The organism is Chryseolinea sp. H1M3-3 (assembly GCF_029360725.1).
GTDB lineage: Bacteria > Bacteroidota > Bacteroidia > Cytophagales > Cyclobacteriaceae > Chryseolinea.
The window spans coordinates 132242-156688 of the sequence record NZ_JARKMY010000004.1 but is presented as its reverse complement, the minus strand read 5'-3'; the positions used below and the strand labels follow the sequence as shown (position 1 = coordinate 156688).

29 protein-coding genes are annotated in these 24447 nt (G+C 38.9%); 25 read left to right on the top strand and 4 right to left on the bottom strand.

What is annotated here, in order from left to right; translation table 11 throughout:
• The first annotated feature begins 130 nt into the window (after window positions 1-130).
• Together P2W71_RS14275 and P2W71_RS14270 are read left to right on the top strand one after the other, a co-directional pair.
• Window positions 131-652 carry a hypothetical protein gene (locus tag P2W71_RS14275; RefSeq protein ID WP_276371944.1) on the top strand — a complete coding sequence of 174 codons (522 nt, stop codon included), beginning with the start codon at window positions 131-133 and terminating at the stop codon, window positions 650-652.
• A gap of 644 nt (window positions 653-1296) precedes the next feature.
• Window positions 1297-1728: a hypothetical protein gene (locus tag P2W71_RS14270; protein ID WP_276371943.1), complete on the top strand. Its 432-nt coding sequence runs from the start codon at window positions 1297-1299 to the stop codon at window positions 1726-1728.
• 134 nt (window positions 1729-1862) lie between these two features.
• Here P2W71_RS14270 and P2W71_RS14265 read toward each other — a convergent pair whose 3' ends face one another.
• Genes P2W71_RS14265 through P2W71_RS14255 form a run of 3 tightly spaced genes read right to left on the bottom strand, consistent with a single transcriptional unit; the run spans window position 1863 to window position 3803 of the window.
• Window positions 1863-2432 carry a hypothetical protein gene (locus P2W71_RS14265; protein ID WP_276371942.1) on the bottom strand — a complete coding sequence of 190 codons (570 nt, stop codon included), beginning with the start codon at window positions 2430-2432 and terminating at the stop codon, window positions 1863-1865.
• Window positions 2419-2922 (bottom strand): RNA polymerase sigma factor, encoded by a 504-nt coding sequence (locus tag P2W71_RS14260; RefSeq protein ID WP_276371941.1) that lies wholly within the window; start codon window positions 2920-2922, stop codon window positions 2419-2421. Before P2W71_RS14260 ends, P2W71_RS14265 begins: the two co-directional genes overlap by 14 nt.
• 5 nt (window positions 2923-2927) lie before the next feature.
• Window positions 2928-3803 (bottom strand): alpha/beta hydrolase, encoded by an 876-nt coding sequence (locus P2W71_RS14255; RefSeq protein ID WP_276371940.1) that lies wholly within the window; start codon window positions 3801-3803, stop codon window positions 2928-2930.
• Between the two features lie 238 nt (window positions 3804-4041).
• On the opposite strand from P2W71_RS14255, the gene P2W71_RS14250 reads away from it, so the two are divergent.
• From P2W71_RS14250 to P2W71_RS14170, 17 genes are all read left to right on the top strand, one after another.
• Entirely contained in the window at window positions 4042-4569 is a 528-nt protein-coding gene (locus tag P2W71_RS14250; RefSeq protein WP_276371939.1) for a hypothetical protein, read from the top strand.
• Window positions 4570-4696: 127 nt separating this feature from the next.
• Window positions 4697-5164, top strand: a complete 468-nt coding sequence (locus P2W71_RS14245) for a hypothetical protein (protein ID WP_276371938.1) — start codon at window positions 4697-4699, stop codon at window positions 5162-5164.
• Window positions 5165-5363: 199 nt separating this feature from the next.
• Window positions 5364-5762: a hypothetical protein gene (locus P2W71_RS14240; protein ID WP_276371937.1), complete on the top strand. Its 399-nt coding sequence runs from the start codon at window positions 5364-5366 to the stop codon at window positions 5760-5762.
• The gene (locus tag P2W71_RS14235; RefSeq protein WP_276371936.1) at window positions 5747-6043 is read left to right on the top strand and encodes a hypothetical protein; all 297 of its coding nucleotides are present in this window, start codon (window positions 5747-5749) and stop codon (window positions 6041-6043) included. The genes P2W71_RS14240 and P2W71_RS14235 overlap by 16 nt, the downstream gene beginning before the upstream one ends.
• 407 nt (window positions 6044-6450) lie before the next feature.
• On the top strand, window positions 6451-6777 hold the full coding sequence (locus tag P2W71_RS14230; RefSeq protein WP_276371935.1) for a metalloregulator ArsR/SmtB family transcription factor: 327 nt from the start codon (window positions 6451-6453) through the stop codon (window positions 6775-6777).
• The gene (locus P2W71_RS14225) at window positions 6774-7271 is read left to right on the top strand and encodes an SRPBCC domain-containing protein (protein ID WP_276371934.1); all 498 of its coding nucleotides are present in this window, start codon (window positions 6774-6776) and stop codon (window positions 7269-7271) included. Before P2W71_RS14230 ends, P2W71_RS14225 begins: the two co-directional genes overlap by 4 nt.
• A 142-nt stretch (window positions 7272-7413) precedes the next feature.
• Entirely contained in the window at window positions 7414-7680 is a 267-nt protein-coding gene (locus P2W71_RS14220; RefSeq protein WP_276371933.1) for a VOC family protein, read from the top strand.
• Window positions 7681-7705: 25 nt separating this feature from the next.
• Window positions 7706-8140, top strand: coding sequence for a VOC family protein (locus tag P2W71_RS14215; RefSeq protein ID WP_276371931.1), 435 nt, complete (start codon window positions 7706-7708; stop codon window positions 8138-8140).
• 351 nt (window positions 8141-8491) lie between these two features.
• Window positions 8492-9019 carry a hypothetical protein gene (locus tag P2W71_RS14210; protein ID WP_276371930.1) on the top strand — a complete coding sequence of 176 codons (528 nt, stop codon included), beginning with the start codon at window positions 8492-8494 and terminating at the stop codon, window positions 9017-9019.
• A gap of 161 nt (window positions 9020-9180) precedes the next feature.
• A complete protein-coding gene (locus P2W71_RS14205) occupies window positions 9181-9498 on the top strand; it encodes a hypothetical protein (protein ID WP_276371929.1) in 318 nt (105 codons plus the stop codon).
• Window positions 9499-9633: 135 nt separating this feature from the next.
• A complete protein-coding gene (locus P2W71_RS14200) occupies window positions 9634-10062 on the top strand; it encodes a hypothetical protein (protein ID WP_276371928.1) in 429 nt (142 codons plus the stop codon).
• A 212-nt stretch (window positions 10063-10274) separates the two neighbouring features.
• Window positions 10275-10697 (top strand): VOC family protein, encoded by a 423-nt coding sequence (locus tag P2W71_RS14195; RefSeq protein ID WP_276371927.1) that lies wholly within the window; start codon window positions 10275-10277, stop codon window positions 10695-10697.
• Between the two features lie 129 nt (window positions 10698-10826).
• Window positions 10827-11906, top strand: coding sequence for a serine hydrolase domain-containing protein (locus P2W71_RS14190; protein WP_276371926.1), 1080 nt, complete (start codon window positions 10827-10829; stop codon window positions 11904-11906).
• A gap of 731 nt (window positions 11907-12637) precedes the next feature.
• A complete protein-coding gene (locus P2W71_RS14185) occupies window positions 12638-13393 on the top strand; it encodes a hypothetical protein (protein WP_276371925.1) in 756 nt (251 codons plus the stop codon).
• Between the two features lie 35 nt (window positions 13394-13428).
• A complete protein-coding gene (locus P2W71_RS14180) occupies window positions 13429-13878 on the top strand; it encodes a BamA/TamA family outer membrane protein (protein ID WP_276371924.1) in 450 nt (149 codons plus the stop codon).
• Between the two features lie 1435 nt (window positions 13879-15313).
• Window positions 15314-15682: a hypothetical protein gene (locus P2W71_RS14175; RefSeq protein ID WP_276371923.1), complete on the top strand. Its 369-nt coding sequence runs from the start codon at window positions 15314-15316 to the stop codon at window positions 15680-15682.
• 405 nt (window positions 15683-16087) lie between these two features.
• Entirely contained in the window at window positions 16088-17953 is a 1866-nt protein-coding gene (locus P2W71_RS14170; protein WP_276371922.1) for a M1 family metallopeptidase, read from the top strand.
• A 55-nt stretch (window positions 17954-18008) separates the two neighbouring features.
• On the opposite strand, the gene P2W71_RS14165 is transcribed toward P2W71_RS14170, so the two are convergent.
• The gene (locus P2W71_RS14165; protein ID WP_276371921.1) at window positions 18009-18149 is read right to left on the bottom strand and encodes a hypothetical protein; all 141 of its coding nucleotides are present in this window, start codon (window positions 18147-18149) and stop codon (window positions 18009-18011) included.
• Window positions 18150-18318: 169 nt separating this feature from the next.
• Between P2W71_RS14165 and P2W71_RS14160 the strand changes: the two genes are divergently transcribed.
• The 6 genes from P2W71_RS14160 (at window position 18319) to P2W71_RS14135 (ending at window position 24281) form a co-directional block, all read left to right on the top strand.
• Window positions 18319-18888: a Crp/Fnr family transcriptional regulator gene (locus tag P2W71_RS14160; protein WP_276371920.1), complete on the top strand. Its 570-nt coding sequence runs from the start codon at window positions 18319-18321 to the stop codon at window positions 18886-18888.
• A 78-nt stretch (window positions 18889-18966) separates the two neighbouring features.
• On the top strand, window positions 18967-19941 hold the full coding sequence (locus P2W71_RS14155; RefSeq protein ID WP_276371919.1) for an aldo/keto reductase: 975 nt from the start codon (window positions 18967-18969) through the stop codon (window positions 19939-19941).
• A 276-nt stretch (window positions 19942-20217) separates the two neighbouring features.
• Window positions 20218-20793: a hypothetical protein gene (locus tag P2W71_RS14150; RefSeq protein ID WP_276371918.1), complete on the top strand. Its 576-nt coding sequence runs from the start codon at window positions 20218-20220 to the stop codon at window positions 20791-20793.
• A gap of 477 nt (window positions 20794-21270) precedes the next feature.
• Window positions 21271-23151, top strand: a complete 1881-nt coding sequence (locus tag P2W71_RS14145) for a serine hydrolase (RefSeq protein ID WP_276371917.1) — start codon at window positions 21271-21273, stop codon at window positions 23149-23151.
• Window positions 23152-23214: 63 nt separating this feature from the next.
• Window positions 23215-23508 carry a hypothetical protein gene (locus P2W71_RS14140; RefSeq protein WP_276371916.1) on the top strand — a complete coding sequence of 98 codons (294 nt, stop codon included), beginning with the start codon at window positions 23215-23217 and terminating at the stop codon, window positions 23506-23508.
• Between the two features lie 71 nt (window positions 23509-23579).
• Window positions 23580-24281, top strand: coding sequence for a DUF4240 domain-containing protein (locus P2W71_RS14135; RefSeq protein WP_276371915.1), 702 nt, complete (start codon window positions 23580-23582; stop codon window positions 24279-24281).
• Window positions 24282-24447: the final 166 nt, after the last annotated feature.

The window sequence follows — 24447 nt, the reverse complement described above, 5'->3', positions numbered from 1 at the left end:
AAATATAATGCATGCCTTGCTCTTTGATTTGAACGAGCTGAGAATTAAATTGAAACCATCCAGGTCAACGGATGAATGTTTCTATTTAGAAGCACGCATTATATTCAAACATTGTGCGTAATTTTTTAAAATGAAAGAGACGGAACTAAGAAAGGCGATTTCAGAGAGAAGAATACCCAAGGATAAATTGAGTAACTCGTGGGATCTTGGCATAGGCATGTTACCTGTGACAATGATTTTCTTTGCTTCAGTGGTAATATTGGTTACCCCAAACAATCCAATTTCAACGCGAACGGAGTTAATTCTATTTTCAATCACAGGACTGCTGTTTGCGACAGCGGTTTACTATTTACTTAAAGACAGGAAATTGAAATCAATATCGACTAGCAAGTCAAGGAACGAAAATAGAATACTAATCATTGAGACACTAAGACAAATCGAATGGGGTTATAAGGAGGATCCATTAGGCGTATTTCATGTTGATGTTCCTTTTGTTTTTGGGCACGCCGGGCATTTGTTCATTGTTATTTACCTGGAAGGTGAAATTTTATTTAACTGCAGAAATGTTGGAACCAGTAAAGGCCGGATGCCTTTTTTATTTGGGATTGATACGTTCAAAGAATTGAAATTTATTTGCGATAGAAAAAACTAATGCACAACACAAAATATAATGCATGCCTTGTGCTTTGATCTGAACGGGCGGAGGTTTTAATTGAAAAATCACTCTCGAGGGATGAAGCTCTTATTGAGAGGTACGAATTATATTCAAAGGTTGGCGGCAATTGTACGGTCAATAAATCAGCAAAATTATGATGTTAGGTTCAGGATTTCTTCGACAAATGAATGAAACGATTAAGTACAATAGAGATTTACTTCGTAAAAAGACTCGATTTGAAAAAGACGAATTGAAAAGAACTGAGAAAACCAGATTGACTGATGACAAAAAGCTTAGTGATGAGGAGTCCGAGATTCTGATTAACAATTTAAGGCAAGAAGGCCGCAGACAAAGGCGAAAAGAAGTCTTTTTCTTTTTCTTATCCATTGCAGTCACAGTGATAGTTTTATTAATTTTTAAAGAGACTCTTTTGAAGAAAATAATTGATTTTCTGAGGTAAACACTGCCGCCAACAAAATGTTGCACAATGGTGGGTTACGGGTAAGTTCAAGTGCTATCTTCGTTCAACGTTTGGTCACATGGGACAATGAAGTGTTTCAAATTCACACCACTGCGTAAACACAAACATTATCAAACATTGCTGGACAGAACGGAGTGAAAAAAATGGCCTATATAAGAAGATGAAGAAAGGTTTAATCTGGACGGTCATTGTAGCCGTTGTTCTCTTATTAATTTGGAATTTGGGTTCCGAGCACGTTGACGGTGTTAAGTCCGAGAAGGATTGGTATATTTCTCAACTTAAATTCGATTTTTCAGGAGTTCTAGATAGTGCGGAAAAGAAGGGACAGGCCTTGATTCGCGTTACTCGCGGACATATTGAATTTGACAAAGAGGCGAGGTTAAAGGATAAGTTGCGCTTTAATGGATTGTTGGACTTATTTTTATACCGCCAGGATGGAAAAATTGATTTGATGATTTCTGGTCAAGTCCAGTTGCAGCCCGGTGATAGCGTCTACGTAAATACTGAATTAAAGACTGCTAAGTTTTTCAGAGACGGTGAAATGATGTATGAACAGCCTCTCCTGAAATCTTTAAGGGGAAGACCATTCTAAAGTATGCGATGCAACGTTTGCTAACAATGCATATAAATCATGCCGGCAGAGTTTGATTAATTTTAATGGTCTGCCGGCACGCTTTATATACGAACGTTGTCAATAATAGAGCTCCAGACAATTCTGAATTCAATTTAGTTCAGCGTCTTCAAAAACTCCAACAACTTCATCTCCTTTCTTAAAATCCGAACTAAGAAAAAAGCAAAGATAGTTAAGAATCCGTAGCCACTTAAAACACAATAAAGATACATACCATAGGATAGGTTAACTTTGAAAGCAGGAAGCAGCAACGTAAATCCAATCACATAGAGAATGTAGATGGTGGGAATAAATATAGTATGAATCTTTTTTCTCCATGCATAGTACCCCTGCATTCTCGCACTAAACTCTGCCAACGAGTTATCTGGCCTAATGCTTCCAAATCGATTGGCACTCATCCATTCCAAAACCACTCGTGCTATCATCACCACAATCATCAAGGTCAATCCGATTGTTAAACCATTCATCTGATAGGCTTTCATACTAACAAAATACCCTATCAAGATGAGAATCAAAACGGATATGATGATAATAGTGCCCCAATGACCAGCCCGTACTTTTTTTAGATGAGCTTCTCCTTTTTTCATTAACTCCGTAGCCGAAGTATTACCTGTGACATTCGGCTGTCTGTTCCAAATATTTTGTAAGTCATCAAATGTTTCCATGTTGTACACATTGTGTTAAGTGTTTTTTAATTCTGTGAATCCGCACACGAAGGGCTTCTTCGGTTATTCCGACAACTTCAGAAATTTCCTGGTAGCCAATTCCTTCCAACATCATTAGTGTAGTCATTTTGTCTTGCTCTCCCAGCTTTTGAATGCAGCTATACATTTTCTGGATTTTCTCTTCCTCTTCAAAAGAATATTGCTCTGTTGCAATAGGGGGGAAGATAGTAGTCGCTTTTTCTTTTCGGGTAGACTGCTTTCGTAAATAGAGCAAGCAAGTGTTCACCGAAATCCTATAAATCCAAGTGCTGATGCTCGATTCACCGCGAAATGAATCCAGCGATTCCCATATTTTTATAAATACTTCTTGAGAAGAATCAGAAGCCAAAGCTTCACTACCATTAAAGTATCCTTTACAAAGTCTGAATACTTTAGCATAATGCTGGTCAAACAATTCGTTAAAACGCAGGTTTTTATCTACCGTGTTCAATAGGTTTATTTTAAGTTATTTAATAGCTTCTCCATAAACCAATTAGGTTGGTCGTACATCACAAAGTGAGCAGAATTTTCCGCGTAATGTATTACCACCGAGGCTAATTTTTCATACTGCGCTTTGTATGTTTTCTCAACAGTAGTTTTATCAGGATTGGCAGCACCTAAAACTATCACGGGAATTTTAATTCTGACAATCGCTTCGCGCAAATCTAAATTAAGCATATCGACATATCCATACACGTATGTTTTTCTATCGGCCTTGTTCATCCAATCGATCAACACTTTTTGCTTCTCTGCATTCTTGCACATGTATGGAACAGTCTGGGCATTCATCGCTGCAAAAGAAGCACTGTCCATCCTCAACATCATCTTACTTTGCGGATTGTCGTACGAAATTGGCTCTCCTTTGTAACCGGGAATCATCAACGCAGCCGAAGAGGGCAGCGCCTCCACCGCGATAATTTTACTAAACATATCTGGCTCAATAGACGCCAGCCACAAACTCAATGTACCCCCGAGGCTATGCCCAAGCAATATGGGCTTTTTTAATTTCCTCTCTTTCACATATGCAAGTACGTCATCCTTTATTTTCGCTAGCCACTGCCCTTCGATAGGCGCCACGTTGCCAAACCCGGCAAACGTAAAGACATGGCACTGATGTGTTTTCGAAAGTTCAGCCACCGTTTCGTCCCACACTTCGCCCGTGCAAGCAAATCCGGGGAACAACAAGACTGGTTGCCCCTGACCTTTCACCACAACTTGAAAGGCCGCTTGCGATTTCGCGGTCAGAACAGAGACTAATAAGAGAAAAAAGATAAATGCTGTTGTTTTTATAACTATTGGATTTAAAATTTCCCTTTTGATACATCCAATCAAAAATTGTTACAAGATTTTCAAATTATTATCATTACTAAATTTGTGACGAAAGACAAGCTTCGAATGGAGTGAAGAGAAGGGCCTTACTACTGCCAACAAAATGTTCCATAAAACATAGCGGGGGCGCAGTGTAAAATTTGTAGTTTGGATTTCTTAATTTCGTTCAGCCCCTTGGGAGGACGCAGCTTCGTAAACCAGGCACATTCATACATAAACGTGGTGGCCATGCGCTATTAGGATGACAGACTTTAAATTGACGATAGAGAACGTAAAACCAATTTTTGACGCTTCCGGATTCGAGGCCGTTGAAAGCCATAGAAACTTTATCAGGCTAGAGTCGACCAAAGTTTCAGTGATAATTGCCTATGACGAGAGAGAGAAATCTAATTTGTTTTTTATCGGGCAGATTGGTTCCACGGCGCACCTTTTGCACAGTAAAAATCTTAAGGAAGTATTTGACTACGAAAATGCTCCTGGAAATTTTACCGAGTTCTTACTGGATTTTTTAAACAACGAAGGAAAAGGAATTTTAAAAGGTGACTTCGATAAGCTACATAAGCTCGAGGATCATGAGGAAAGCCAGGCCAAAATCTATACCGACGATCTGCTAAAAGAACAAAAAGTAATAGCTGCTGACAAAGCCTGGACAAACAAGGACTATTTGACGTTTGTGAAAGTGATTGAGGGAATCGATTTGGACCAATTGCCTAGTTCATATAAGTTAAAATACCAAATGGCGTGTGGGCGCATTCGACAAACAAAGTAGAGTTCGGACTGAAGCGCACAGGTCTACAACAATGCATATGGCGCATTGTCGTTTTGTTGTTAATTTGAAAATAAAAATTCCAACGCACCGCATGCGTTTTAAGTAATAACATTGGACAATTTGAGTTATGTCAATATTGAACTTCTTCGGACTAGGCTATCCGAAAATCAAATACGAGCCGCGTGGAGAAAACATTACTTACAAGCTGGAGGATAGAGAATTGTTTGTAGCAACGACTTATCACGATGGAGAACGGATTTACACTGACTCAATTGAAAAATGGGACAACGGGCGGTTATTGACTCACGAGGAGAAAAGCAAAGCTATCTCAGACCTTGTTGACTTCGTAAGAAGGACAAAATCGAAAAATCCAATTATTGTTATCAATGTGGATAAGGACAAGCAACTTTGGGAAAGGGAAATTGAAAGACTAAAAATTAAGATAAAGTCAATCGAGTACACTTCAGAAAAAGAAAAAGATGATGTCGAGTACAATATGTATTTAGGATTTTTGCCAATGTTGACTATCGGAGGTTACGAGATTAAAACAAAGGAAGATCTAGATAATTATTGGATAACCAGGAAGAAGCGGTGAATGTTACTAACGCACAATAAAATGTATAATCCATGGCACTAATAAAGAAGACATTTTATTTTTGCTCAGCGCCACAGATTATACATATACGTTAGCATGCATTTATCTATGAAAACCAACTCATTATTTATTTTTTAGTCTTGCGCTACTCTTTGCATGCAGTAAGGCCCAGGATCGAACAACTTCAGAGAAAGTTTCAATGGATACTATCTACGCAGGAGATTTTATTTGGCGACAAAAAAAGGAGGACAAAAGACTAACAATATTGTTTGACAATGGTAAGGACCGTGAGAAACCGGTGTTCAAATTGAACGAGGAAAACTTATTTCGAATTCGTGTTAAGCGACTTTTTGAATACGAAGTTTATACTTCAGAGATACATGGTGCTGAGATTATTAAAGTTGACTCAGCCACTAACCTCTTTCTTGTTACCCCCATTGATTCTAGCGTCACCTTTGTGATAAATCAGTATTATCCAAAGGGAAGAGTAATACGATGTATCAAAAACTGGAATCAGGAAACTAAAGAATTCGAGGAACAACTGACTCCGTTGAATGGTTTTAAAGCCGTAACGCATTTTGAATGGAAAGTCAAATAGAAAGTCTGCTAACACAAAATACAGTAGTTCAAGGGGACACAATAACGTTTACTATTTCTAAGGGACAATTGAAAAAATCCGGTACTGACGACCATTACTTAGTTACCTCAATTGAGAGCGAAGGGACTATTTACTTGGACAAAGACGAAGTCCTTAAAATCGAAAGAAAGTTAGCAGCTTCGAACGCTGACTATTATTTTGGGTTAATGTACCCCGTTGTTGGACTGTTTGTTTATTTCAGATGGAGGTTGAAGCAAACAAAAACTGCAGCCAACAATTAACGCTTAAACGAAGTGCCAACTTACGATGCGAGAGACTACGAAGTAGTCTTTTTTTGTTAGTGCTTCGTGTAGGCCTGTGGTGAACTGATAACAAACCATAGTGACGGATCTTCCGGAATCGGGGAGGATGAATATGCATACAAAACGCCGCGGGAATTCTTCGCCGCGCAGCGTCATATGTATTTTAAGAAGACTGTGCTTCGATTCGCCTTGCGCATTTGGCACATGCCATAGCCGCGCAAACCCACCACGTCACAAAGCTATGGCAAGAGCCGAACCTAATGTTCCTACCAAATTGGCCATACGACTATGTTCTAATTCTCAAGTTGAAAATAAATTTAAGAAAACTTGCGCAACCAGATAATTGCGCTTATACTTGCAACTACTTGATTGCACATAAAAGCACGATGGAAACAAGACGCGACGTATTTCAGGCAATAGCTGACCCAACAAGAAGAGCGATTTTGCTGTTGCTGGCCGCCCAGGCCATGACACCCAATGCCATCGCTGAAGAATTTCATACCAGCAGGCAAGCCGTTTCAAAACACATTCAAATTCTTACGGAATGCGAAATAGTGAGGCAAGAACAAAAGGGGAGGGAAATTTATTATCACGTCAACGCAACTAAAATGAAAGAGGTTGATAAATGGATTGAGCAATTTAAGAGCATTCTGGAAACTGAATTCAATCAACTAGACAAAGTATTGCTAACACTTAAAAAACAAAAAAAATGACAAAGAATTTGCTATTTGATTTTAGCGTTGACAAAGCAGCGAAAACCGTATTCGTAACAAGAGAATTTGATGCTGACCAATCGTTAGTATGGGATGCTTTTACTAAAGCCGAAATTCTTGACCAATGGAATGCACCTGCACCATTTACAGCAAGAACAAAGTATATGAACTTTAAAGTAGGCGGAAAAAGATTTTATGCAATGGTAAGCCCCGAAGGGCAGGAACGCTGGATAATTCAGGAATACACATCTATTACTCCCAAAACCAATTTCAAATTGTTTAACGCATTTGCTGATGATAATGAAACTCCACAATTACCAGGCTCACATTGGAACTACACTTTCAGCGAACAAAATGGAATTACAAAAGTTAGTATCATCATTTATAATGAATCGCTTGAAAGATTGGAGAAAATGATTGAATTAGGTTTCAAAGAAGGATTTACAGTTTCATTAAACCAACTAGAAGACATATTATCAGCTTTGAATAAGTAACGCGATGCGAAAAGCATACACTTAAATTTCTAATAGCATTAGTAATAGCGGCCCTAATGGCTTGTGGGAATTCTCAACAGCATTCTCGGAAAGACAGTAAGACTGATTCAACTTCCATTCAAACCTTAATAAAAAACCTGAGATGACTACTCAAAAGATAGCGTCTTGTCTTTGGGTTGAGATTATTAATTGCAAAGACCAAAAAGAAGTAGATTATTATTGGGGTGCTTTGACTGCAAACGGTGGCGCAGAAAGTTCTTGTGGCTGGTGTAAAGACAAATATGGTTTATCATGGCAGATTGTTCCTGTTGAATATTTTGACCTCATTAACGGTGATGACCCTATGGTTAGAGAAAAGGCGATGAAAAATACTCTTGAGCAAAAAAAAAATTATTTTATCAAAACTTAAATAACAACCAAAACCAATAAAGACAATGGCACAAATCAACCCACATATCAATTTCAACGGAAATGCAGAAGAAGCATTAAATTTTTACAAGTCTGTATTTGGCGGAGAATTCTCAAAAATTATCCGATTCAAAGACATTGCCAGTGAGGAATTCCCAATACCGGATAAAGAAGCTCATAAAATAATGCACATTGCATTGCCTATTAAACAAAACTTTTTGTTTGCAAATGATATTCTGGAAATTATGGGGCGAGTAAATGAAAACGAGAATCGGAGTAAAATTGCAATTACTGCTGAAAGTAAAGAAGAGGCTTACAAGTTATTTAATGGACTTTCAGCAGGCGGGCAAATTGAAATGCCTATTGACGAAAATCCCGATGGTACTTATTTCGCGATGTTTAGAGATAAATACGGTATTGAATGGATGGTCAAGTTTGACCCAAAACATAAAGGAGAATAATAACAACGGACCACTATCAGCGGTAGACTCGTTACGTAATGCATAACCGAAAGTATTTAACACTCTCTGTAAGGCACACACGTGGCCTTGCCACACTTTCAACCCCGGACCAAGCAGTCAAAGAATGTGCTCGGTTTACTATAGCTGGCTAAATTGGTTTTGAAAAATGCCCTACCGCATTACTAACATAAAAATGTTTGGCGTCAATTAACGAATTAACGAGGGACAAAAGACAAGGCTACCAATGAAGTGAGGAGAAGGCCCTGCTACTGCTAACAACAAATATGCGCCATTGTATTTTTATTGTTAAATTTGAATGAAAACGGTTGTGCCGCATTTAATTTGATGACGATGATAAAAGTATTGACTATTTTGACTTTAATCTTCGGATTGCTGTCCTGTGATAGAATTAAAAGGAAGACAGAACAGGTTACTAACAATGTGAAAACAAGAACGAAAGAGGAGATTGAGAGACAAACAAAAAGAGTTGTTGATACCATACTTCCGACCTTTAACCATGATAAACCGGACACTGAAAATAATAAGGAACGATTTAAGGATTTTATAAAAGTTGAAATTACTCCCGATGTAAAAAACATCTACTGCTTTGATGACGCAATTGGAATAGATGCTGACTATATGTTTTCTTTCGACTGCAATTCGTCAACATCAAATAAAATCATTGAAGTTAATGGTCTAGAACTTGATACAGTTAATAGCGACAATGGATTTTACATACAACACGATTTTGACTGGTGGAATAAGGAGAAAATTGCAAAACTGGCAAAGTATAGCTGGACGAATGGGGATCGATTCTTCAAGTACTATTGGTATGATAAAAAAAATGGTAAGGCTTATTTTTTCGAATTTGATTTATAAGGAGATGTGCAAACGACCGCACAATACGGTATATAAATCATATGCGGGTTCATTTCACTACCAAGGGTTCTGCAGGTAACTTTATTCAGCACCGCCCGGTCGTTGTATGCTTTCACAGCCGCTTACGCTTTATTTACTGATCGTTGTGTATAATGGCTCCTATGACGATTGAGTTAACAGAACAAGAATACAAATCCACAATGACGGGAAAGATGACAGATGTCACGGCGTCTGCCAAGCCAGTCGTAGACATCTGGCCATATGTCGAAATTTTGAGAAATGAAAAAATTGTTCCTGACTATGTATTCGCCAACGAATTGGTTGAATCGGTTTACACAAATGGGGATGGATCATTTCATCACGTTCTATTACCGACTGACAATAAGAATGTATTAATTATTTTAATTATCGATGTGGTCGGACAGAGGATTAAGGGACACTTTAAATTAGATCTAACTCAGCAGTATGGACTCTCCTAAAATTGAACCAGAAGTTGAAGTGGTCAGCTGCTAACTATGTATCTGCGCTATTTAAAATTGGTTTATTATTTTTGGAGGAAAATTTAAACAGCCTATATACTAGCGTTGTATCCATGTGCCCCACAATAAATACCCATGAACAACTATCAAAAATTTGGATTGATCTCAGGACAAGTTCTCATGGGACTGTTGTTTGGATTTGTAGGAGCGATAGTTACAACACTTACGACAATTCTGTACTTTGAAGTTAGAGGGCAATACTTGGACTTGTTTCCTGAAGTGCTGTCAGCGGTAATTGGCTGCTACCTCGGGATACAAATTGGAATTGGTTATAACGGTTTTAAATTCTTAAAACAAAAAGGCAAACAGCAGTACTTCCCTAAATTTTTTTTTCAAAGTACTGGCGGTCTGATTTTGGGACTGATGATATCTTATTTTTTGACTATTTCTCCTGGTATCAAAATGAGTGAGGCTATCGTAAATTGTTTGGGAGTTGCCTTACCACTGACAGGGTCGATAATCGGGTTTGACCTTGGACTTTTAAAAAGAGTAAATGACAATTGAAAAAAGACGCGTGACGCGCACGTGCTACAACAATAGCGATAAAACATACGCCGTTGTAGGTTCCTAAATTGTGTCTAATTAAATTTCGGCAGCAACGCTGGACAACGATGTGGGTATGACACATCGCATACGTCCCATAGCTAGGCGTTGTGCGTCATACAAACAAAAATCGACCTGAGACGACTAAATATTACTAAAAAAATCTACAAAGCATGGAACCTAGAATCACGGTATTGACATTAGGGGTAGATGACTTAGAAAAAGCAGTTGAATTTTATAGAGATGGACTTGGATTGTCCACAGACGGAATTATTGGAAAAGAATTTGAATTCGGAGCCGTAGCATTCTTTGATTTGCAGCATGGCGTAAAACTTGCCCTATGGCCTAGAAAAAGTATTTCAAACGACACTCAATTAACTCAAAAAGAGCCTTCTGCAACGGATTTTACAATTGGACATAATGTTGCAAGTAAAGAAGAAGTAGATGATGTTATGGAACAGGCAAAAAATGCCGGAGCAAAAATTGTGAAACCAGCTCAGGATACATTTTATGGTGGTTATGCTGGGTATTTCCAAGATCTCGACCAACATTTATGGGAAGTAGTTTGGAACCCAGCATTTAAAATTGAGGAGTAGTTTGATTGAAAAGTATGAACGCGCAACAACATGTATGCGTCAGTTAAATTGTTTATTATTTTTTAACACCAAGGCAAATTTAAACGCCGCATTCATCGGCGTTAGCCGCCATAATACGGCACCAAAGAAATGAGGAAAATAACGACAATAATATTTCTGTCCATTGCGAGTTTAAGCTTTGGACAAAAGACTATTCAATTTGCCGACTCAATCCGTAAGGCATACAATATTCCCGAGATCAGCTATGCTGTAATTGATTCCAAATCCGCATTAGAAATTGCTGCATTGGGGAGGCACTCCATAGATCTGCCAGACACTGCAACTCTAAATGACCGATTTCATATTGGCTCTAATACCAAAGCAATGACAGCGTTTATTATTGCTAAATATGTGGAAAAAGGAAAATTGAAATGGACCACCAAATTCTTCGATTTATTTCCAGAGTGGAGAGAAAAAAGCAAGCCCGAATATACGAGCATAACACTACAGGATCTACTTTCACACAAGGCGGGAATATGGCCATTTCAAGGAGAAGGCGACCCACAAATGCCAGACTACAAAGGAACAAAACCAGAAAAAAGAAAACAATTTGGACAGTTTGTCCTAACGTTAGAACCTGTAAAACTTGATGAACAAACACCGTTCATCTATTCAAATGCAGGATACACCTTGGCTACATTAATGTTAGAAAAAGCGACCGGTAAGACTTGGGAGGTGTTAGTCGAGAAAGTATTCAATAAAGATTTAAAGTTAAATGTAAAATTATCTTGGCCCGAAAATCAACACCAGAAAGATACGTGGGGACATAGTTTTGAAAATGGTAAATTATTACCAGTTCCTTCAAATACAGACTATCATTTGGATTATACAGAACCAGCCGGTGATATGAACATCAAATTAAAAGATTATGCAAAATTTATTCAATTAAATATACAAGGACTAAAAGGGCATAATAATTATCTAACTGCTAAAACATATCAATTTTTACACAAAGGAATCGACCACTATTCTTTGGGTTGGTATAATATTTATGAAAACGGTAATGAACTTTCAACACATTCAGGTACAGCAGGGACATATTATACGCTTGTTCATATCGACAGAATAAAAGGAAGAGCCTACATAATTTTTACAAATTCCTTTAATCAAGAGACGCAACAAGGGGTAAGGTTTTTGATGAGAAAACTAAAAGAAAATTACGGCAGCTAATAAACAAGGCTTACGCGCGCCTGGCACGGCCCAGCGTGACGCCGGTGTTGCACGGGAGCTTGCGCCGCCGCTAAAGCTAAGGCGACACGCGGTCGGTAGCGGTAAGTACATTTTTTCTGGTTATGGGGATTGTTGTGTAGATGGAAAGTGTTTTTTCTAACGGTAGGCATATCCGAATGCTGGAGAGTTTTCTAATTAAGCAACGTACTGCCGGAACGATTTATATTCGAACGTTGGATGTCATGCGCAAAATGAGATCAGATGACAGAGAAAATCTGACTTAGATTAATTTCACAGATTAAAAAAAGGGACTCCGATAATTGGATTCAAGGGATTCTCAAAGGAGGGATCCATATGGACAAGGTTCTTTTGCAAGAGCTCTCGCTGTTTGTCCGAGCGTTGCTCTTCAACGAACTGATGGAAGTGGATCTCAACTCAGGCACAGTATCACATGCCTGCTTCACGACGGTGAAGAAATCTTTCTTTTTGAGGCTCATAAAGTATTGATTAATGTTAGCATCAAAGGTGTGAAAAGTGTATCTTCAGATCAGCAGACAGGAATGTGGAGAGACAAACTGCCGAAGGTTTAGTTCAACATAGACTTACTAACATGGGGCCATCGACGACAAAGAAATATTTAATCCGATAAAGGATAGGCTGGCCGACGATTTAAGAAATCGATTTTAGGGGAAAGGATTCCACCCACATGCACACAGTAATCGTTACACGATATGGAATGCAGAATTTTATTTACAATGCTCCTGGTTAGCGAAATGGTTTTGTCAGCATACGGACAAGACTCAATCAAAGTGACCAATAAAGAAGTGGCCAATAAAAAGGAGTCCCGAGTAAAACTAATTCCTTTGCCTGTGGTTGCAGCAAATCCTACTTCCGGATGGATGTTCGGGTTTGCACCAGGCGCTTATTGGTTAATGGGTGATCCTTCTAACACAACACTTTCTAGTGCACTGGGTACGCTGATCTATACTACAAAAAAGCAGCTAATTGTTACTGCAAAAGCAAATACCTTTTTTGAAGGTGACAAGTGGAACATGATGACTGATATTCGCTTTTTTCTTACCTCTCAGCCTACCTACGGATTAGGCACGGGGCCGCAGTCATCAAAACCAGCTGGTACCGGATTTGCCGACTATACCGACAATCCATATAAACCTATCGACTCTGAACAGATGATGGAGTTTAATTTTTTCCGCATTTACAACACCCTGTTAAAGCGAATTAACGATACCCGTTTTTTTGCCGGGGTGGGATATCATTTTGATTATCATTATCAGATTAACGATCAGCTTTTATACTTCGACAGCATTCCCAATACGATCACAAGCCATTACGCTTATAGCACCAGGTATGGTTTCGATCCTGAAAAATATACTTCTTCAGGTATATCATTGAATATTTTGTACGATAGTCGTGACAATGCTGTAAATCCCTATAAAGGCCGGTATGCTTCGTCAACTTTAAAGTAAATCCTGAATTTTTAGGAAGCTCAAAAAACTCGACCGTGCTTTGGTTGGAATACCGAGACTATCTTCATCTATCCAAAAATCGACCGCGACATTTAGTTGGATTTTGGACCTATGGATGGTTTGTGACCAGTGGTAAAGTACCTTATCTGGATTTGCCCGCTTTAGGATGGGATCAGTTTGGGCGGTCTGGCAGAGCCTACACACAAGGCCGGTTCAGAGGACAGAATTTGATTTATAATGAATTGGAATACCGTGTGCCGTTGCAAAAAGTAAAGGACACCTGGGGCATGGTTGTATTTGTAAATGGTACTACCGCGTCCAATACTGATGCAAATATTAAATTGTTCGACTATTATGATGTTGGTTATGGGGCTGGCCTACGGGTGATGATTAATAAAAAATCAAGAGTAAACCTGAGTATTGATTATGCTTTCGGGCACTACGGAGCACAAGGATTCTACTTAGGATTGAATGAAGTTTTTTAATTATACAGTCGACTACTAACCCAAACACCGAATCAATAACGCGATAGCCCAACACTGCTTTCGTGCCATCGCTTGCACCTTCAAATTACCCCAACCTAAACACCAAAACACCTAAACACTTAAACACCTAATTCCCGCTCGAACTGCCATCGAATCATGATCGAATCATGATCGAATCAATAGTCAGACATTTTAAAGGCCTGCTATTTTGTCAGGCATCTGAAAATTAATTGAAAAAAGAATTTTAAAAAACACACCGAAAGTTGGCTGCGGTGTGCGTCGATTCTTTTGCAGCATTAAGGTAAATAAACAAGCTTTGTGTATCGTAAAAGAAAACCGGGCAACCAGGGGATTTAGTGGCAGGCCCGACGATGAATTCATCTGCGGTCAAATCAAGAACAGGTATCGTTCAACGTTATTTTACACGAAATCCATGAGTGCATGCAGCAAATCAAATTGTGGTGTTCCATTGCTAATCTTCTTTTAAAAGATTATTTTTTTGCTTGGATTTTGTATAAAACACTTTTTTGTTGGCAGTCATTGCAAGCTAACTTGCTACCACAATGCATCACTTAGTCGATAAATGGAAAGTTTAACAATTAAGCAGATAGTTAGGAAATATGCGGTTTTGATATGTATGGTCATTTCCGTGATTTTGATCGTAATAGCAACCATAGTTTATCCAGGCGGCTCGTTGCTTGACAAAAATTCTATAGGGTTTGACTGGTCGAAAAATTTTCTAAGCAATTTGTTTGCAACAAAGGCGATAAATGGTTCGGAAAATCCTGGCTGGATTTGGGCACTTATTGGAATGGCATTCCACTCGGTTGGTTATGGAATTTTTTTTATCAATATGTCAAAAAAGATCCCTTCAAGACAATGGGCAAATATTTTAAAATTCATAGGCGTCGCTAACATATTATTTATTTTTTTAATTGCAACACCCTTTCATGACCTGGGAACGATATCGATCATTTTAACATTATTTGGTTTATTTACGATTACAGTATTTATCCTAAAGTCAAAACTTCACTTACTTAAATTCTGCTGTATTATTTGCTTATTAACTTTTTACTGTTTCTTTTCCCTATTTGGTTTTGGTTATTTGGGTTTGGCAGTCATCATGCAGAAAGTATATAATCTGAGTTCGATGCTATTAGTTTTGGGACTGGAGTATTTTACCAAGTATGAAGACTTTGTACAAATTAAATCGGGAGTGCAAAAAATATATGCAACGAACCGCTAACGGCACCTACAAAAAATTGGGTTCGGTGGGTAAATGAAGCTTTGTGCTTCGTACCCAGTTCAGTGCTGGTTGACAGTTCCGATGGCTATCGGCATGTGCTTCGAAAATGCGCCAACTTCTTGTTGCTGTAAACCGTTGTAGCTCATGCGCTGGACAGATTAGTGAAGTGCTAAAAGTAATTTAGGATCGATGGGATTTTTTGACTTCATAAACAAAAAAGAATCGGCAATAGATTTCTCCGATGAGAAGGTTGAATTGCTCTCAAAGTTAATAGACCAACTTGGCGACACACTTATAAAGTCAGGATTTGGATTCTATGTAGCCCGATTATCTGAAATAAGACTCTCAGCAACTCAAAGGGACAAAGAAAAATTTAAGGAACTTGTTGTCAGCCCAGATCTTTTTGGTGGAGCAGGGGCATTGTGGGAAATTTGGATTGAAGACACTGACTTAAGGAAAAAATTTGAAAGGGAGTTTTGCCGACTAGTTGACCATCTGAAAGATATTGGAATAAAAAATGGACGAGTTGATCAAGTGAGAAAGGGTTTCAAAATTTAGGTTGGTGAACGCGCACCAGCTACAACAAATAAGGCTTAAACGAACGGCCAACACACGATGTGAGAGACTACGAAATGTAGTCTTTTTTTGTTGGTGTTTCGATGTAAGCCTGTGTTGAACTGAAGAACAGGAGGTTTGCCTACAGGCTATAGGAGTTGAATTGCTTTTCTTAACCGTTTTTTAGGTGATGAGTTTTGACTTGCCGATGTGTTAGCCTTTCCGTTGCAGCGCGTGATTCGGTGGCTGTTGTTGTTAATGGTCAAGTGCGATGATTTCTGTGATAAATTCCTCTTTTCAGAATGTGAAGCCAATAAACTGCCGATCTCCTGAAAAAGCCGGCGAAACGAAAGCTGTTCATTGAAGTGTCCTTGCCTATATTTCTATAATTTTGAGCAAACTGATAATATGTTTCGAATTACGATACTTGTCTTTGCCAGTCTTCAATGCTTCGCTCAAACGCAGTTACCCATTGCCACCAATTTTAAGAACAGCTATCTGACTCATGTTCGCGCGATGAATGGTTTGCCGGGGAAGAACTATTGGCAAAATCGAGCTAATTATTCCATCCGTGTTCGATTTTCTCCTGACACAAGGCAAGTGTCCGGGCATGTCGATATTGAATATTTAAATGACAGCCCTGACACACTCTCCAAAATTATCTTCAAGCTCTATCCTAACTTATACAAAACTGAATCAGTCCGAACCAAACCAATTTCAAAAGAAGATCTGGGCAACGGTGTCGAGATAGACTCCATTTTTATTAACGGCCGCTTTGTAAATTCCAGCGCAATCTCCATCCGAGGAACAAACATGACGTTGGGAGGCGTGACTGTTTTGCCGCAGACCAAGACAAGCATTAAGGTAAAGTATTCATACATACTAAACCAAGGCTCTTTCATCCGCACAGGCCAGGTGGATGATGGTGCTTTTGTAGTCGCCTATTTTTTTCCTCGTGTTACGGTGTATGATGACATCGATGGATGGAACGAATATCCATACACCGGATTCGATGAATTCTATAATGATTACGGAAATTTTCATGTCGAAATTACTGTGCCCGGTGACTATCAGGTTTGGTGTACAGGGAATTTAGCAAACGCGAACGACGTTCTGAATGAGAAATACGTACAGTTAATTCAAACAGCGAGTAATAGTGAACGTATCGTTGACGTCATTACAAAGGATGACATCTCTTCGAAGGATATTTGCAGGAAAGGGAAACACCATACATGGATATTCGACGCCGCTAATGTTCAAGACGTAGCTTTCATGACAAGCAATCATTACATCTGGAAATCTTCCAGTGTACTCGTTGATTCGGTGGCTAACAAAAGAGTTCGTGTCGATGCTGTTTACAATCCTGATCATGTTCAATATGATTCGGTTATCAAATACGCGCGTGGTACCGTATCAAGCATGAGTTATATCTTTCCGAAAATTCCATTTCCGTATCCGCACATAACAATTTTTGAAGGACTTGACGCAATGGAGTATCCTATGATGGTTAATAATTTGCCTTTTGAAGATCCACAGCAAATAGTAGAATTTACGGCACACGAAGTCTTTCATACCCTGTTTCCTTTTTATGTTGGCACCAATGAAACCAAGTATTCTTTTTTGGATGAGGGACTGGCAACACTGTCGGAATTTACGTTACATCCCATAATCGCTCCTGAAGTTCCTATGCATTATGATATTAGCGATGTAAACCAAACTGCCGGAACCGATTATGACAACCCTGTTGTTACGCTTACACCACAACTGCATCGTAAATCAAGATTCTCAAATAAAGATTTGAAACCTGCGCTTGGATTTCACTATGTGAAGGAGATGCTAGGTGATGAAAAATTCTCAGAAGCATTGCGTTTTTTTATAGATAATTGGAAAGGAAAGCACCCATCTCCCTATGATTTTTTCAATTGCCTCAACACTGGGTCAAGAACTGACTTAAACTGGTTTTGGAACGACTGGTTTTTCTCAAAGATATCCCCAGACCTCGCTATAAAAAGCGTATCAAAGAAAAGGCACAACTACATCATAACGATTCAAAAAATTGGTATTGGTATGGTGCCAATTCATCTCACCATTTTCTTTGAGGACGGCACACAGCAATCATACAAAAATGACATATCGTGCTGGTCAAAAGGGAATGATGTGTATACCATTAAAATGCGCTCGAATGGTTCAATTAAGAAAATTGCATTAGGAAACGACTTTGATGTTGATATTGACAAAAGCAATAATGTCTGGACTGAGACAAGGGAAAATTAGATTGGCTGACTTACCGATTTGTTGAGCGTCTGCGTCTTCATTCGAAACAAGCACTTCATGTGAAATAGAATTGGCAACTCATTTCAATTGTATTCTGGTTCTGGCGGAAAAATGTTGCTAGATCTTCGGGAATAAATGCGGGCAGCATGGTAAACCGATCGTTGTTTTCTTTTCCTTGCGCGACTTTGATTTGCATGGCAGCGCTGTTTATGTTAGAGACCTCGGGCATGCCGAACTCATTGAGTCGGTCCGGCACCATAGAGCAGACCTATCATGCAACGATGCTTGATGTTTGTAACGATTGACACGAGCTTTTTTTACCAAATGACAAATGCCCCACAAAGAACAATTCCTAACTTTGCTGAATGGAAAAATTTATTGACTATGTTTTACAGTTTGGCAATTTGAACAAACAACAAGTTGACCTTATTAAAAGCAAAGCAGGGGAGTTGGAACTTCGCAAAGACGATTATTATTGGGAAGCTGGAAAAACGGTTAAACAAATAGGTTTCCTTACTGATGGTGTTCTTCGTGTTTATTACTACAACAACAAAGGCGAAGAAATTACTCGTTATTTTATTGACGAAAACCATTTGATCTTGTCGGGCAGCACGATTGACGAAGTTTATATCCCTTCTGAATATGTATCGGCAATTACGGACTGCAAAATGGTTGTTTTTTCAAAACAAGATTGGAAAGAAATTACCGAAACGGTTATTGGTTGGGATGCGATTATTCAAAAAATAACTGCTAAATATCATAGAGAAAAAATTGAAAGACGAGGCGGATTGGTTTCGCACGATGCGACTACACGCTATCGTGACTTCATTGAAAAATTCCCGACGTTGGTAAATCGTGTGCCCTTGTCATTCATCGCTTCTTATTTAGGAATTACGCAATCTTCATTGAGCAGAATAAGAAAAAATATCCGCTAAGATCACTTTTTGCCTAATGGCAAATGGTTTCATTTTTTATTGAACAACCTTTACGGTGTTAGATAAAATCAAAAAAAAATGAAATCAAGAAAATTAGGAAACGGCGGATTAGAAGTATCTGCATTGGGTTTCGGTGCAATGGGTTTAAGCTTTCCAAACGCACCGACAAAAGAAGAAAGTATAAAATTAATCCGGTCGGCCGTTGAACTCGGCATTACGTTTTTCGACACGGCACAAGGTTATGGCGAAAATGAATTGTTGGTTGGCGAAGCACTTGAACCATTTCGCAACAACGTTAGAATTGCAACAAAATTCGGCTTCAAAGACGGAAATGTAAGATTGGGTTTAGACAGTCGCCCCGAAACAATAAAAGCCGTTGCCGAGGCATCTTTGAAAAGATTAAGAACTGACGTGATTGATTTGTTTTACCAACATCGTTTTGATCCGAATGTGCCGATTGAAGACGTTGCAGGAACGGTAAAAGATTTAATTCAACAAGGTAAAGTAAAACAATTTGGTTTGTCGGAGGCCCCTGTCGAAATCATTCGCCAGGCACATAACGTTTTACCTGTAACGGCTCTGCAAAGTGAGTATTCGATGTTTTATCGCAAACCTGAAACAGACATCATTTCTACATTGGAAGAATTAGGAATCGGCTTTGTTCCGTTCAGTCCGTTAGGCAAAGGTTTTTTGACCGGAACAATCAATGCAAATGTTGAACTTGACAAAGACGACATAAGAAATTTTTCCCCTCGTTTTAGTAAAGAAAACCGAGAAGCCAACCAAGCATTAGTTGATTTGGTTGTTTCCATAGCGACAGATAAAAATGCCACACCTGCACAAATTGCATTAGGTTGGTTGTTGGCTCAAAAACCTTTCATCGTTCCAATTCCGGGAACATCAAAATTACACCGTTTACAAGAAAACATTGGTGCTGACAACATCGCTTTGACAACTGACGACTTAAACAAAATCAATGCTGCGTTGGCGACAATCAAAATCGTTGGCGAACGCTATTCTACACAAATACAAGAAGCGACAGGACGAAAATAGACAGCAACGTAACGACTGGAAAAAAACTGCCTTAACAAAGGTTTGGCGTTATGGCGTGCGAAGTGCTTCGTATGAACATTATTACTAAATTTGAACGTTGCTTCGTATCAACGGTGGCGCTATAACTCCGAGACGCCTAGGCCAGGTGTAAGCTTCCTGTGAAACGGAAGACCAATGGGCCGATAACAATTTTGCGTATCTAACAAAAAAGTAGCTTTTAACACCAGAGGTTCTATGTACAAAAGGTTGGGCGTTATTTTGATAAACTTTGAGCATATGAGACAAATAAAACTGATTCTGACTTTAGCCTTGCTTGCGACAATAACTTATTCCTGCAGTTCTTCTAACAAGGACAACAATCCTGAGCCAGATACCGCTGCGCAAGTAGAGACAAAAGTCCTTCCGAAAGCATCATCAAAAGTTAAGTTTGATCCGTTCAATAACGTTGAAGATGTTCGGCAAAAACTTTCTGCCGTCGGAATTGGAGAACTTGGGGAGTGGCGAGATGATGAAAAGGGGGGTTACATGAGTGTTACACCTTATTATCAATTTGGTGATGGTGACATGCCAAACAACCTTGCTTATTATTTGGAGAGCGACGATTCAAGCGCTATCAAAAATTTGAGAATTGTGCTTAATATCAATAATGGAGATAGAAAGTCTGCGCTATTGAAGTTAGGTGACATCATTGAAAAGACTTACAGGGCGCTAGGTATGGAGTCCGACACCAAGATAATAAATGAACTTAAGTTTGGTAAAGAACTCAAGTCGGAAAGCGACACCTATAGAACGAGAACCGAGGTGGAAAAATCCCGCATTGAAACCTGGAAATTTGTACTTGAGACAAAGTGAGACGAACGCATAACTCCGTATATAAAACATGGAACTGGAACGGGTGGTAAACATCGATTGAGACTGAGTAAGCGCCACTACTGCCACATGGTATAAATCATGCGGGCAGAGTTAGAGGATTAATTATAAATTAGGACTTCCGGCGCGCTTTATATGCGAACGTTGTGTGCACTTCGCATGGGTAGATGAGACGTCTAATCATTTACATGTTTGTTGCCCAACTGCATATAGACAGATGAGGAAAATAAAACTGTTGTACTTCAAAAATTCCGCCTGTGACGGGGCGACGATATCGAACAGCCTATTAACTGGAATAGTCAAAAAAAAATCAATGGAAAGATACTAACGGTGGACATCGCCACGGTGTCGACGTGTTGTGTTAACGTTGAGCCAAAACCCTTCGATTGACAAACGGTGTTCCAAAAGTGTAACCTTTTACCTTTTAAAAGGTAAAAGAATCGAATTAACGCCATAGAAATGAGGATTAGTGCCCAATTTGTCTTTATAGCTTCCATTATTTATTTCATATTAGTATCAATACCGGCATGGACACAGGCATCTCTCGTTCAAAAGGATTCGTTGTACTCCAAATATTTAAAAGAACAGAGACCTGTCGAGATTTTTTTTCCAAAAAGTTATAAAAAGAATTCAACCGAAAAATACGATGTTTTATATGTGTTAGACGGTGAATGGAACACATCTTTGGCCGTAACAGTCTATGGATTTTTGGAATTTGCTAAATTTATACCTGCCAATATTATCATTGTTAGCGTTCCTAACTATTACAGGAATGAAGTAAACATGAGGGACAGGGATTTTACTCCTACGTTAGCTGAAAATAGTGATGGAAAGATTAATCCCATCTCAGGAGGTGCAGGCAACTTCCTGCTGTTTTTAAAGGATGAATTGGTTCCGTTTGTAACTAAAAAGTGCCAGGTAAAAATTGACAACAGCATCCTTTATGGAACTTCATCGGGCGGCTTATTTGCGATTTATACCTACTTAAACGAGCCAACGCTTTTCACATCATACCTGACGGTTGAGCCCAGTTTATGGTGGGGAAACGAGTATATCAATAAAATTGCTCCTGAAAAATTAAAAAACAAAGAAGGGATAAAAAATTCACTTTGGATAAGTTCACGGGATGGGGGAGCGCAGGTTGGGATGGGGATCTCACGTTTTGATTCATTGTTAACGCAAAGCGCACCAAAGGATTTGCAATGGAAAGTTGAAGCTTATTCAAATGAAACTCATTTCTCGGCAATTTGGAAAGGAATATATGATGGATTAAAGTATACCTATGTTAAATCTCAGATAGACGAAACGTTGTTGAATAGGGCTAATGTCTCCTGGAAATTTAGATCAGAGAATGGAAAATATATTTCTTTTTCCAAAATGGATACATTTCTAAGATCGCAAATGGATTCAATTGGAATGCCGGGATTGTCGTTCGCCCTGATCAGCGATGGACAGCTCGTATATCGCCGGACATTGGGTGTTACAAATGTCGAGACAAAACATCGGGTATCATATAGAACTCTTTTTGATGCGGCCTCCATGACAAAAACACCATTTGCTTTTTTAGTAATGCGATTGGTTGAAAAAGGCGTTTTGGATTTAGATGATCCCTTATACAAATACCTGCCTTATCCCGACATTGCTTACGATGACAGGTATAAGCAAATTACCGGTCGGATGGTTCTTAGCCATACAACCGGTTTTCCAAATTGGAGATTTTTTAACAAGGATGGAAAACTCGATATCAAATTTACGCCGGGCACGCAATATCAATATTCAGGAGAAGGCTATGAATACCTGGCAAATGTTATTGCACATCTTCTCAACATCAGAAAAAATGACCTTCAGGAACTGTTCAATGAGGAAATTGGAAAACCCTTAGGGATGGAGGCAACATATTTTACTTGGAATAGTCAGGTTGAGGAACATCGGGCTACAGGGCATGTAGATGGAAAAGTCGCAGATGGGTATGGCGTCGATGCTAAAAATCCCAATTTTTATGCTTCTTATAGCATGCAAACAGAAGCATTAAATTATGCCAGATTTTTAGTTGGGTTGATGAATGGAAATGGGTTAAAAAAAGAAAGCTATGATGAGATGCTTAAAGTACAATTTCCAAATACCAGAAAATCTCCAAATGAACAATGGGGTCTTGGTATAGGTATTAGACACACGGAGTTCGGGGATGAATTTTTTCATGGCGGATTTAATTTGAATTTTACATCCGAATTCATGATTAATAATGAACAAAAATTCGGATATGTATTTTTCACCAACTGTAATAAAGGGTCAGACTTTAATAAAAAATTATTGAGGTTCATTAAATATAGTGGTGAGTAATATTTAAAAGTACGGTTGCCGAGAGTAGGATAGCTTTTTCCTGACAGATTAGACTTCGAACAAATGAATGACTTCTATTTACCGTTGACCATAAGTTTGACCGAGAATAACGTTCGACATCATTACAATGAAACGTGGGCGCTATCTGCACACGACAATGTAATTAGACCATTGCTCGTAAATTCATTCGATACGTTTATCTACGGGCTTACAGACAAAAATGATTTATTGCTTTCCAATGCGGATATTCTAATCAAGGATAAAGGGAGACATAAACTCGACAAAAGTATCCGGGGTCATTTTGAAAAGAGCTCTTCTGCTGGTAAATTTATTCAGAAACAACGGATAGATATGTGAATTTAAGATCCATAGGCTTTTATGTATCGGCGTTGCCAGTCATGCTTTCACGAACATTCAAATTAATCCAAGTGAGACGTTTTATTAATCAAACAGGCGATTCAAATAAGTTTTGGAACATTGACCAATTGGACAATTCTTACACCGTGACATGGGGAAAGATTGGGACCGAGGGACGAACAAATGAAAAGACATTTTCATCAGGTGACGATTGCAGTAGGGAGGTTCAAAAATTAATCAAAGAAAAACTTAGTAAGGGATACCAGGAAATTTCGGAACACGGCAACATTCCAATCAAACCAAGTCCGAGGTACAAACCAATGGATGAGAATGTGTTCTGGGATATCATCTCCACTTTTGACTGGAAAAAAACAGGAGACGATGATGCAGTATTGAGACCGGCTGTAAAAAGACTAGCGAGTATGACAATTGACGACATTTACAAGTTCGCTGACATACTTGCGGAAAAACTCTACATGCTGGACGGAATTTCTTATGCTTCAAATATTGGAGAGGATAGTTATAAGGGCGAAAATGAACATTTCTCCGTGGACTATTTTCTGTACGTCAGATGCTGTGTTGTAGCTAACGGAAAGAACTATTTCGAATTGGTTGTTTCAAACCCCAAGCAAATGCCAAAAGAGATGGACTTCGAACCATTATTGTATCTGCCTATGGAGGCTTATAACAAAAAGACTAAAACTGATAACTACGACTACGTTACAAAATTTGACTACGAGACATTTAGCAATATTAATGGCTGGAAAAAATAGGTATGAGAAGAAAGCACAAATGCTAGTAAATAAGACTTCGCGTGACCGGCTCGACCAGCATGCAGCTCGTGTTGCAAGGGAGACTTGGAAGGGGGAGAGTACTGCGTTTTATTTATCGCGATAGATATGCGGAGGTGATTTTACCCACGGTAGGCGTACTGGTGAT

What these genes read in the sequence shown, in the direction of transcription:
- P2W71_RS14275 (WP_276371944.1), top strand. Translation starts at nt 131, where the DNA reads ATGAAAGAGACGGAACTAAGAAAGGCGATTTCAGAGAGAAGAATACCC.
- P2W71_RS14270 (WP_276371943.1), top strand. Translation starts at nt 1,297, where the DNA reads ATGAAGAAAGGTTTAATCTGGACGGTCATTGTAGCCGTTGTTCTCTTA.
- P2W71_RS14265 (WP_276371942.1), bottom strand. Translation starts at nt 2,432, where the DNA reads ATGGAAACATTTGATGACTTACAAAATATTTGGAACAGACAGCCGAAT.
- P2W71_RS14250 (WP_276371939.1), top strand. Translation starts at nt 4,042, where the DNA reads ATGACAGACTTTAAATTGACGATAGAGAACGTAAAACCAATTTTTGAC.
- P2W71_RS14245 (WP_276371938.1), top strand. Translation starts at nt 4,697, where the DNA reads ATGTCAATATTGAACTTCTTCGGACTAGGCTATCCGAAAATCAAATAC.
- P2W71_RS14240 (WP_276371937.1), top strand. Translation starts at nt 5,364, where the DNA reads ATGGATACTATCTACGCAGGAGATTTTATTTGGCGACAAAAAAAGGAG.
- P2W71_RS14235 (WP_276371936.1), top strand. Translation starts at nt 5,747, where the DNA reads ATGGAAAGTCAAATAGAAAGTCTGCTAACACAAAATACAGTAGTTCAA.
- P2W71_RS14230 (WP_276371935.1), top strand. Translation starts at nt 6,451, where the DNA reads ATGGAAACAAGACGCGACGTATTTCAGGCAATAGCTGACCCAACAAGA.
- P2W71_RS14225 (WP_276371934.1), top strand. Translation starts at nt 6,774, where the DNA reads ATGACAAAGAATTTGCTATTTGATTTTAGCGTTGACAAAGCAGCGAAA.
- P2W71_RS14220 (WP_276371933.1), top strand. Translation starts at nt 7,414, where the DNA reads ATGACTACTCAAAAGATAGCGTCTTGTCTTTGGGTTGAGATTATTAAT.
- P2W71_RS14215 (WP_276371931.1), top strand. Translation starts at nt 7,706, where the DNA reads ATGGCACAAATCAACCCACATATCAATTTCAACGGAAATGCAGAAGAA.
- P2W71_RS14210 (WP_276371930.1), top strand. Translation starts at nt 8,492, where the DNA reads ATGATAAAAGTATTGACTATTTTGACTTTAATCTTCGGATTGCTGTCC.
- P2W71_RS14205 (WP_276371929.1), top strand. Translation starts at nt 9,181, where the DNA reads ATGACGATTGAGTTAACAGAACAAGAATACAAATCCACAATGACGGGA.
- P2W71_RS14200 (WP_276371928.1), top strand. Translation starts at nt 9,634, where the DNA reads ATGAACAACTATCAAAAATTTGGATTGATCTCAGGACAAGTTCTCATG.
- P2W71_RS14195 (WP_276371927.1), top strand. Translation starts at nt 10,275, where the DNA reads ATGGAACCTAGAATCACGGTATTGACATTAGGGGTAGATGACTTAGAA.
- P2W71_RS14190 (WP_276371926.1), top strand. Translation starts at nt 10,827, where the DNA reads ATGAGGAAAATAACGACAATAATATTTCTGTCCATTGCGAGTTTAAGC.
- P2W71_RS14185 (WP_276371925.1), top strand. Translation starts at nt 12,638, where the DNA reads ATGGAATGCAGAATTTTATTTACAATGCTCCTGGTTAGCGAAATGGTT.
- P2W71_RS14175 (WP_276371923.1), top strand. Translation starts at nt 15,314, where the DNA reads ATGGGATTTTTTGACTTCATAAACAAAAAAGAATCGGCAATAGATTTC.
- P2W71_RS14170 (WP_276371922.1), top strand. Translation starts at nt 16,088, where the DNA reads ATGTTTCGAATTACGATACTTGTCTTTGCCAGTCTTCAATGCTTCGCT.
- P2W71_RS14165 (WP_276371921.1), bottom strand. Translation starts at nt 18,149, where the DNA reads ATGCAAATCAAAGTCGCGCAAGGAAAAGAAAACAACGATCGGTTTACC.
- P2W71_RS14160 (WP_276371920.1), top strand. Translation starts at nt 18,319, where the DNA reads ATGGAAAAATTTATTGACTATGTTTTACAGTTTGGCAATTTGAACAAA.
- P2W71_RS14155 (WP_276371919.1), top strand. Translation starts at nt 18,967, where the DNA reads ATGAAATCAAGAAAATTAGGAAACGGCGGATTAGAAGTATCTGCATTG.
- P2W71_RS14150 (WP_276371918.1), top strand. Translation starts at nt 20,218, where the DNA reads ATGAGACAAATAAAACTGATTCTGACTTTAGCCTTGCTTGCGACAATA.
- P2W71_RS14145 (WP_276371917.1), top strand. Translation starts at nt 21,271, where the DNA reads ATGAGGATTAGTGCCCAATTTGTCTTTATAGCTTCCATTATTTATTTC.
- P2W71_RS14140 (WP_276371916.1), top strand. Translation starts at nt 23,215, where the DNA reads ATGAATGACTTCTATTTACCGTTGACCATAAGTTTGACCGAGAATAAC.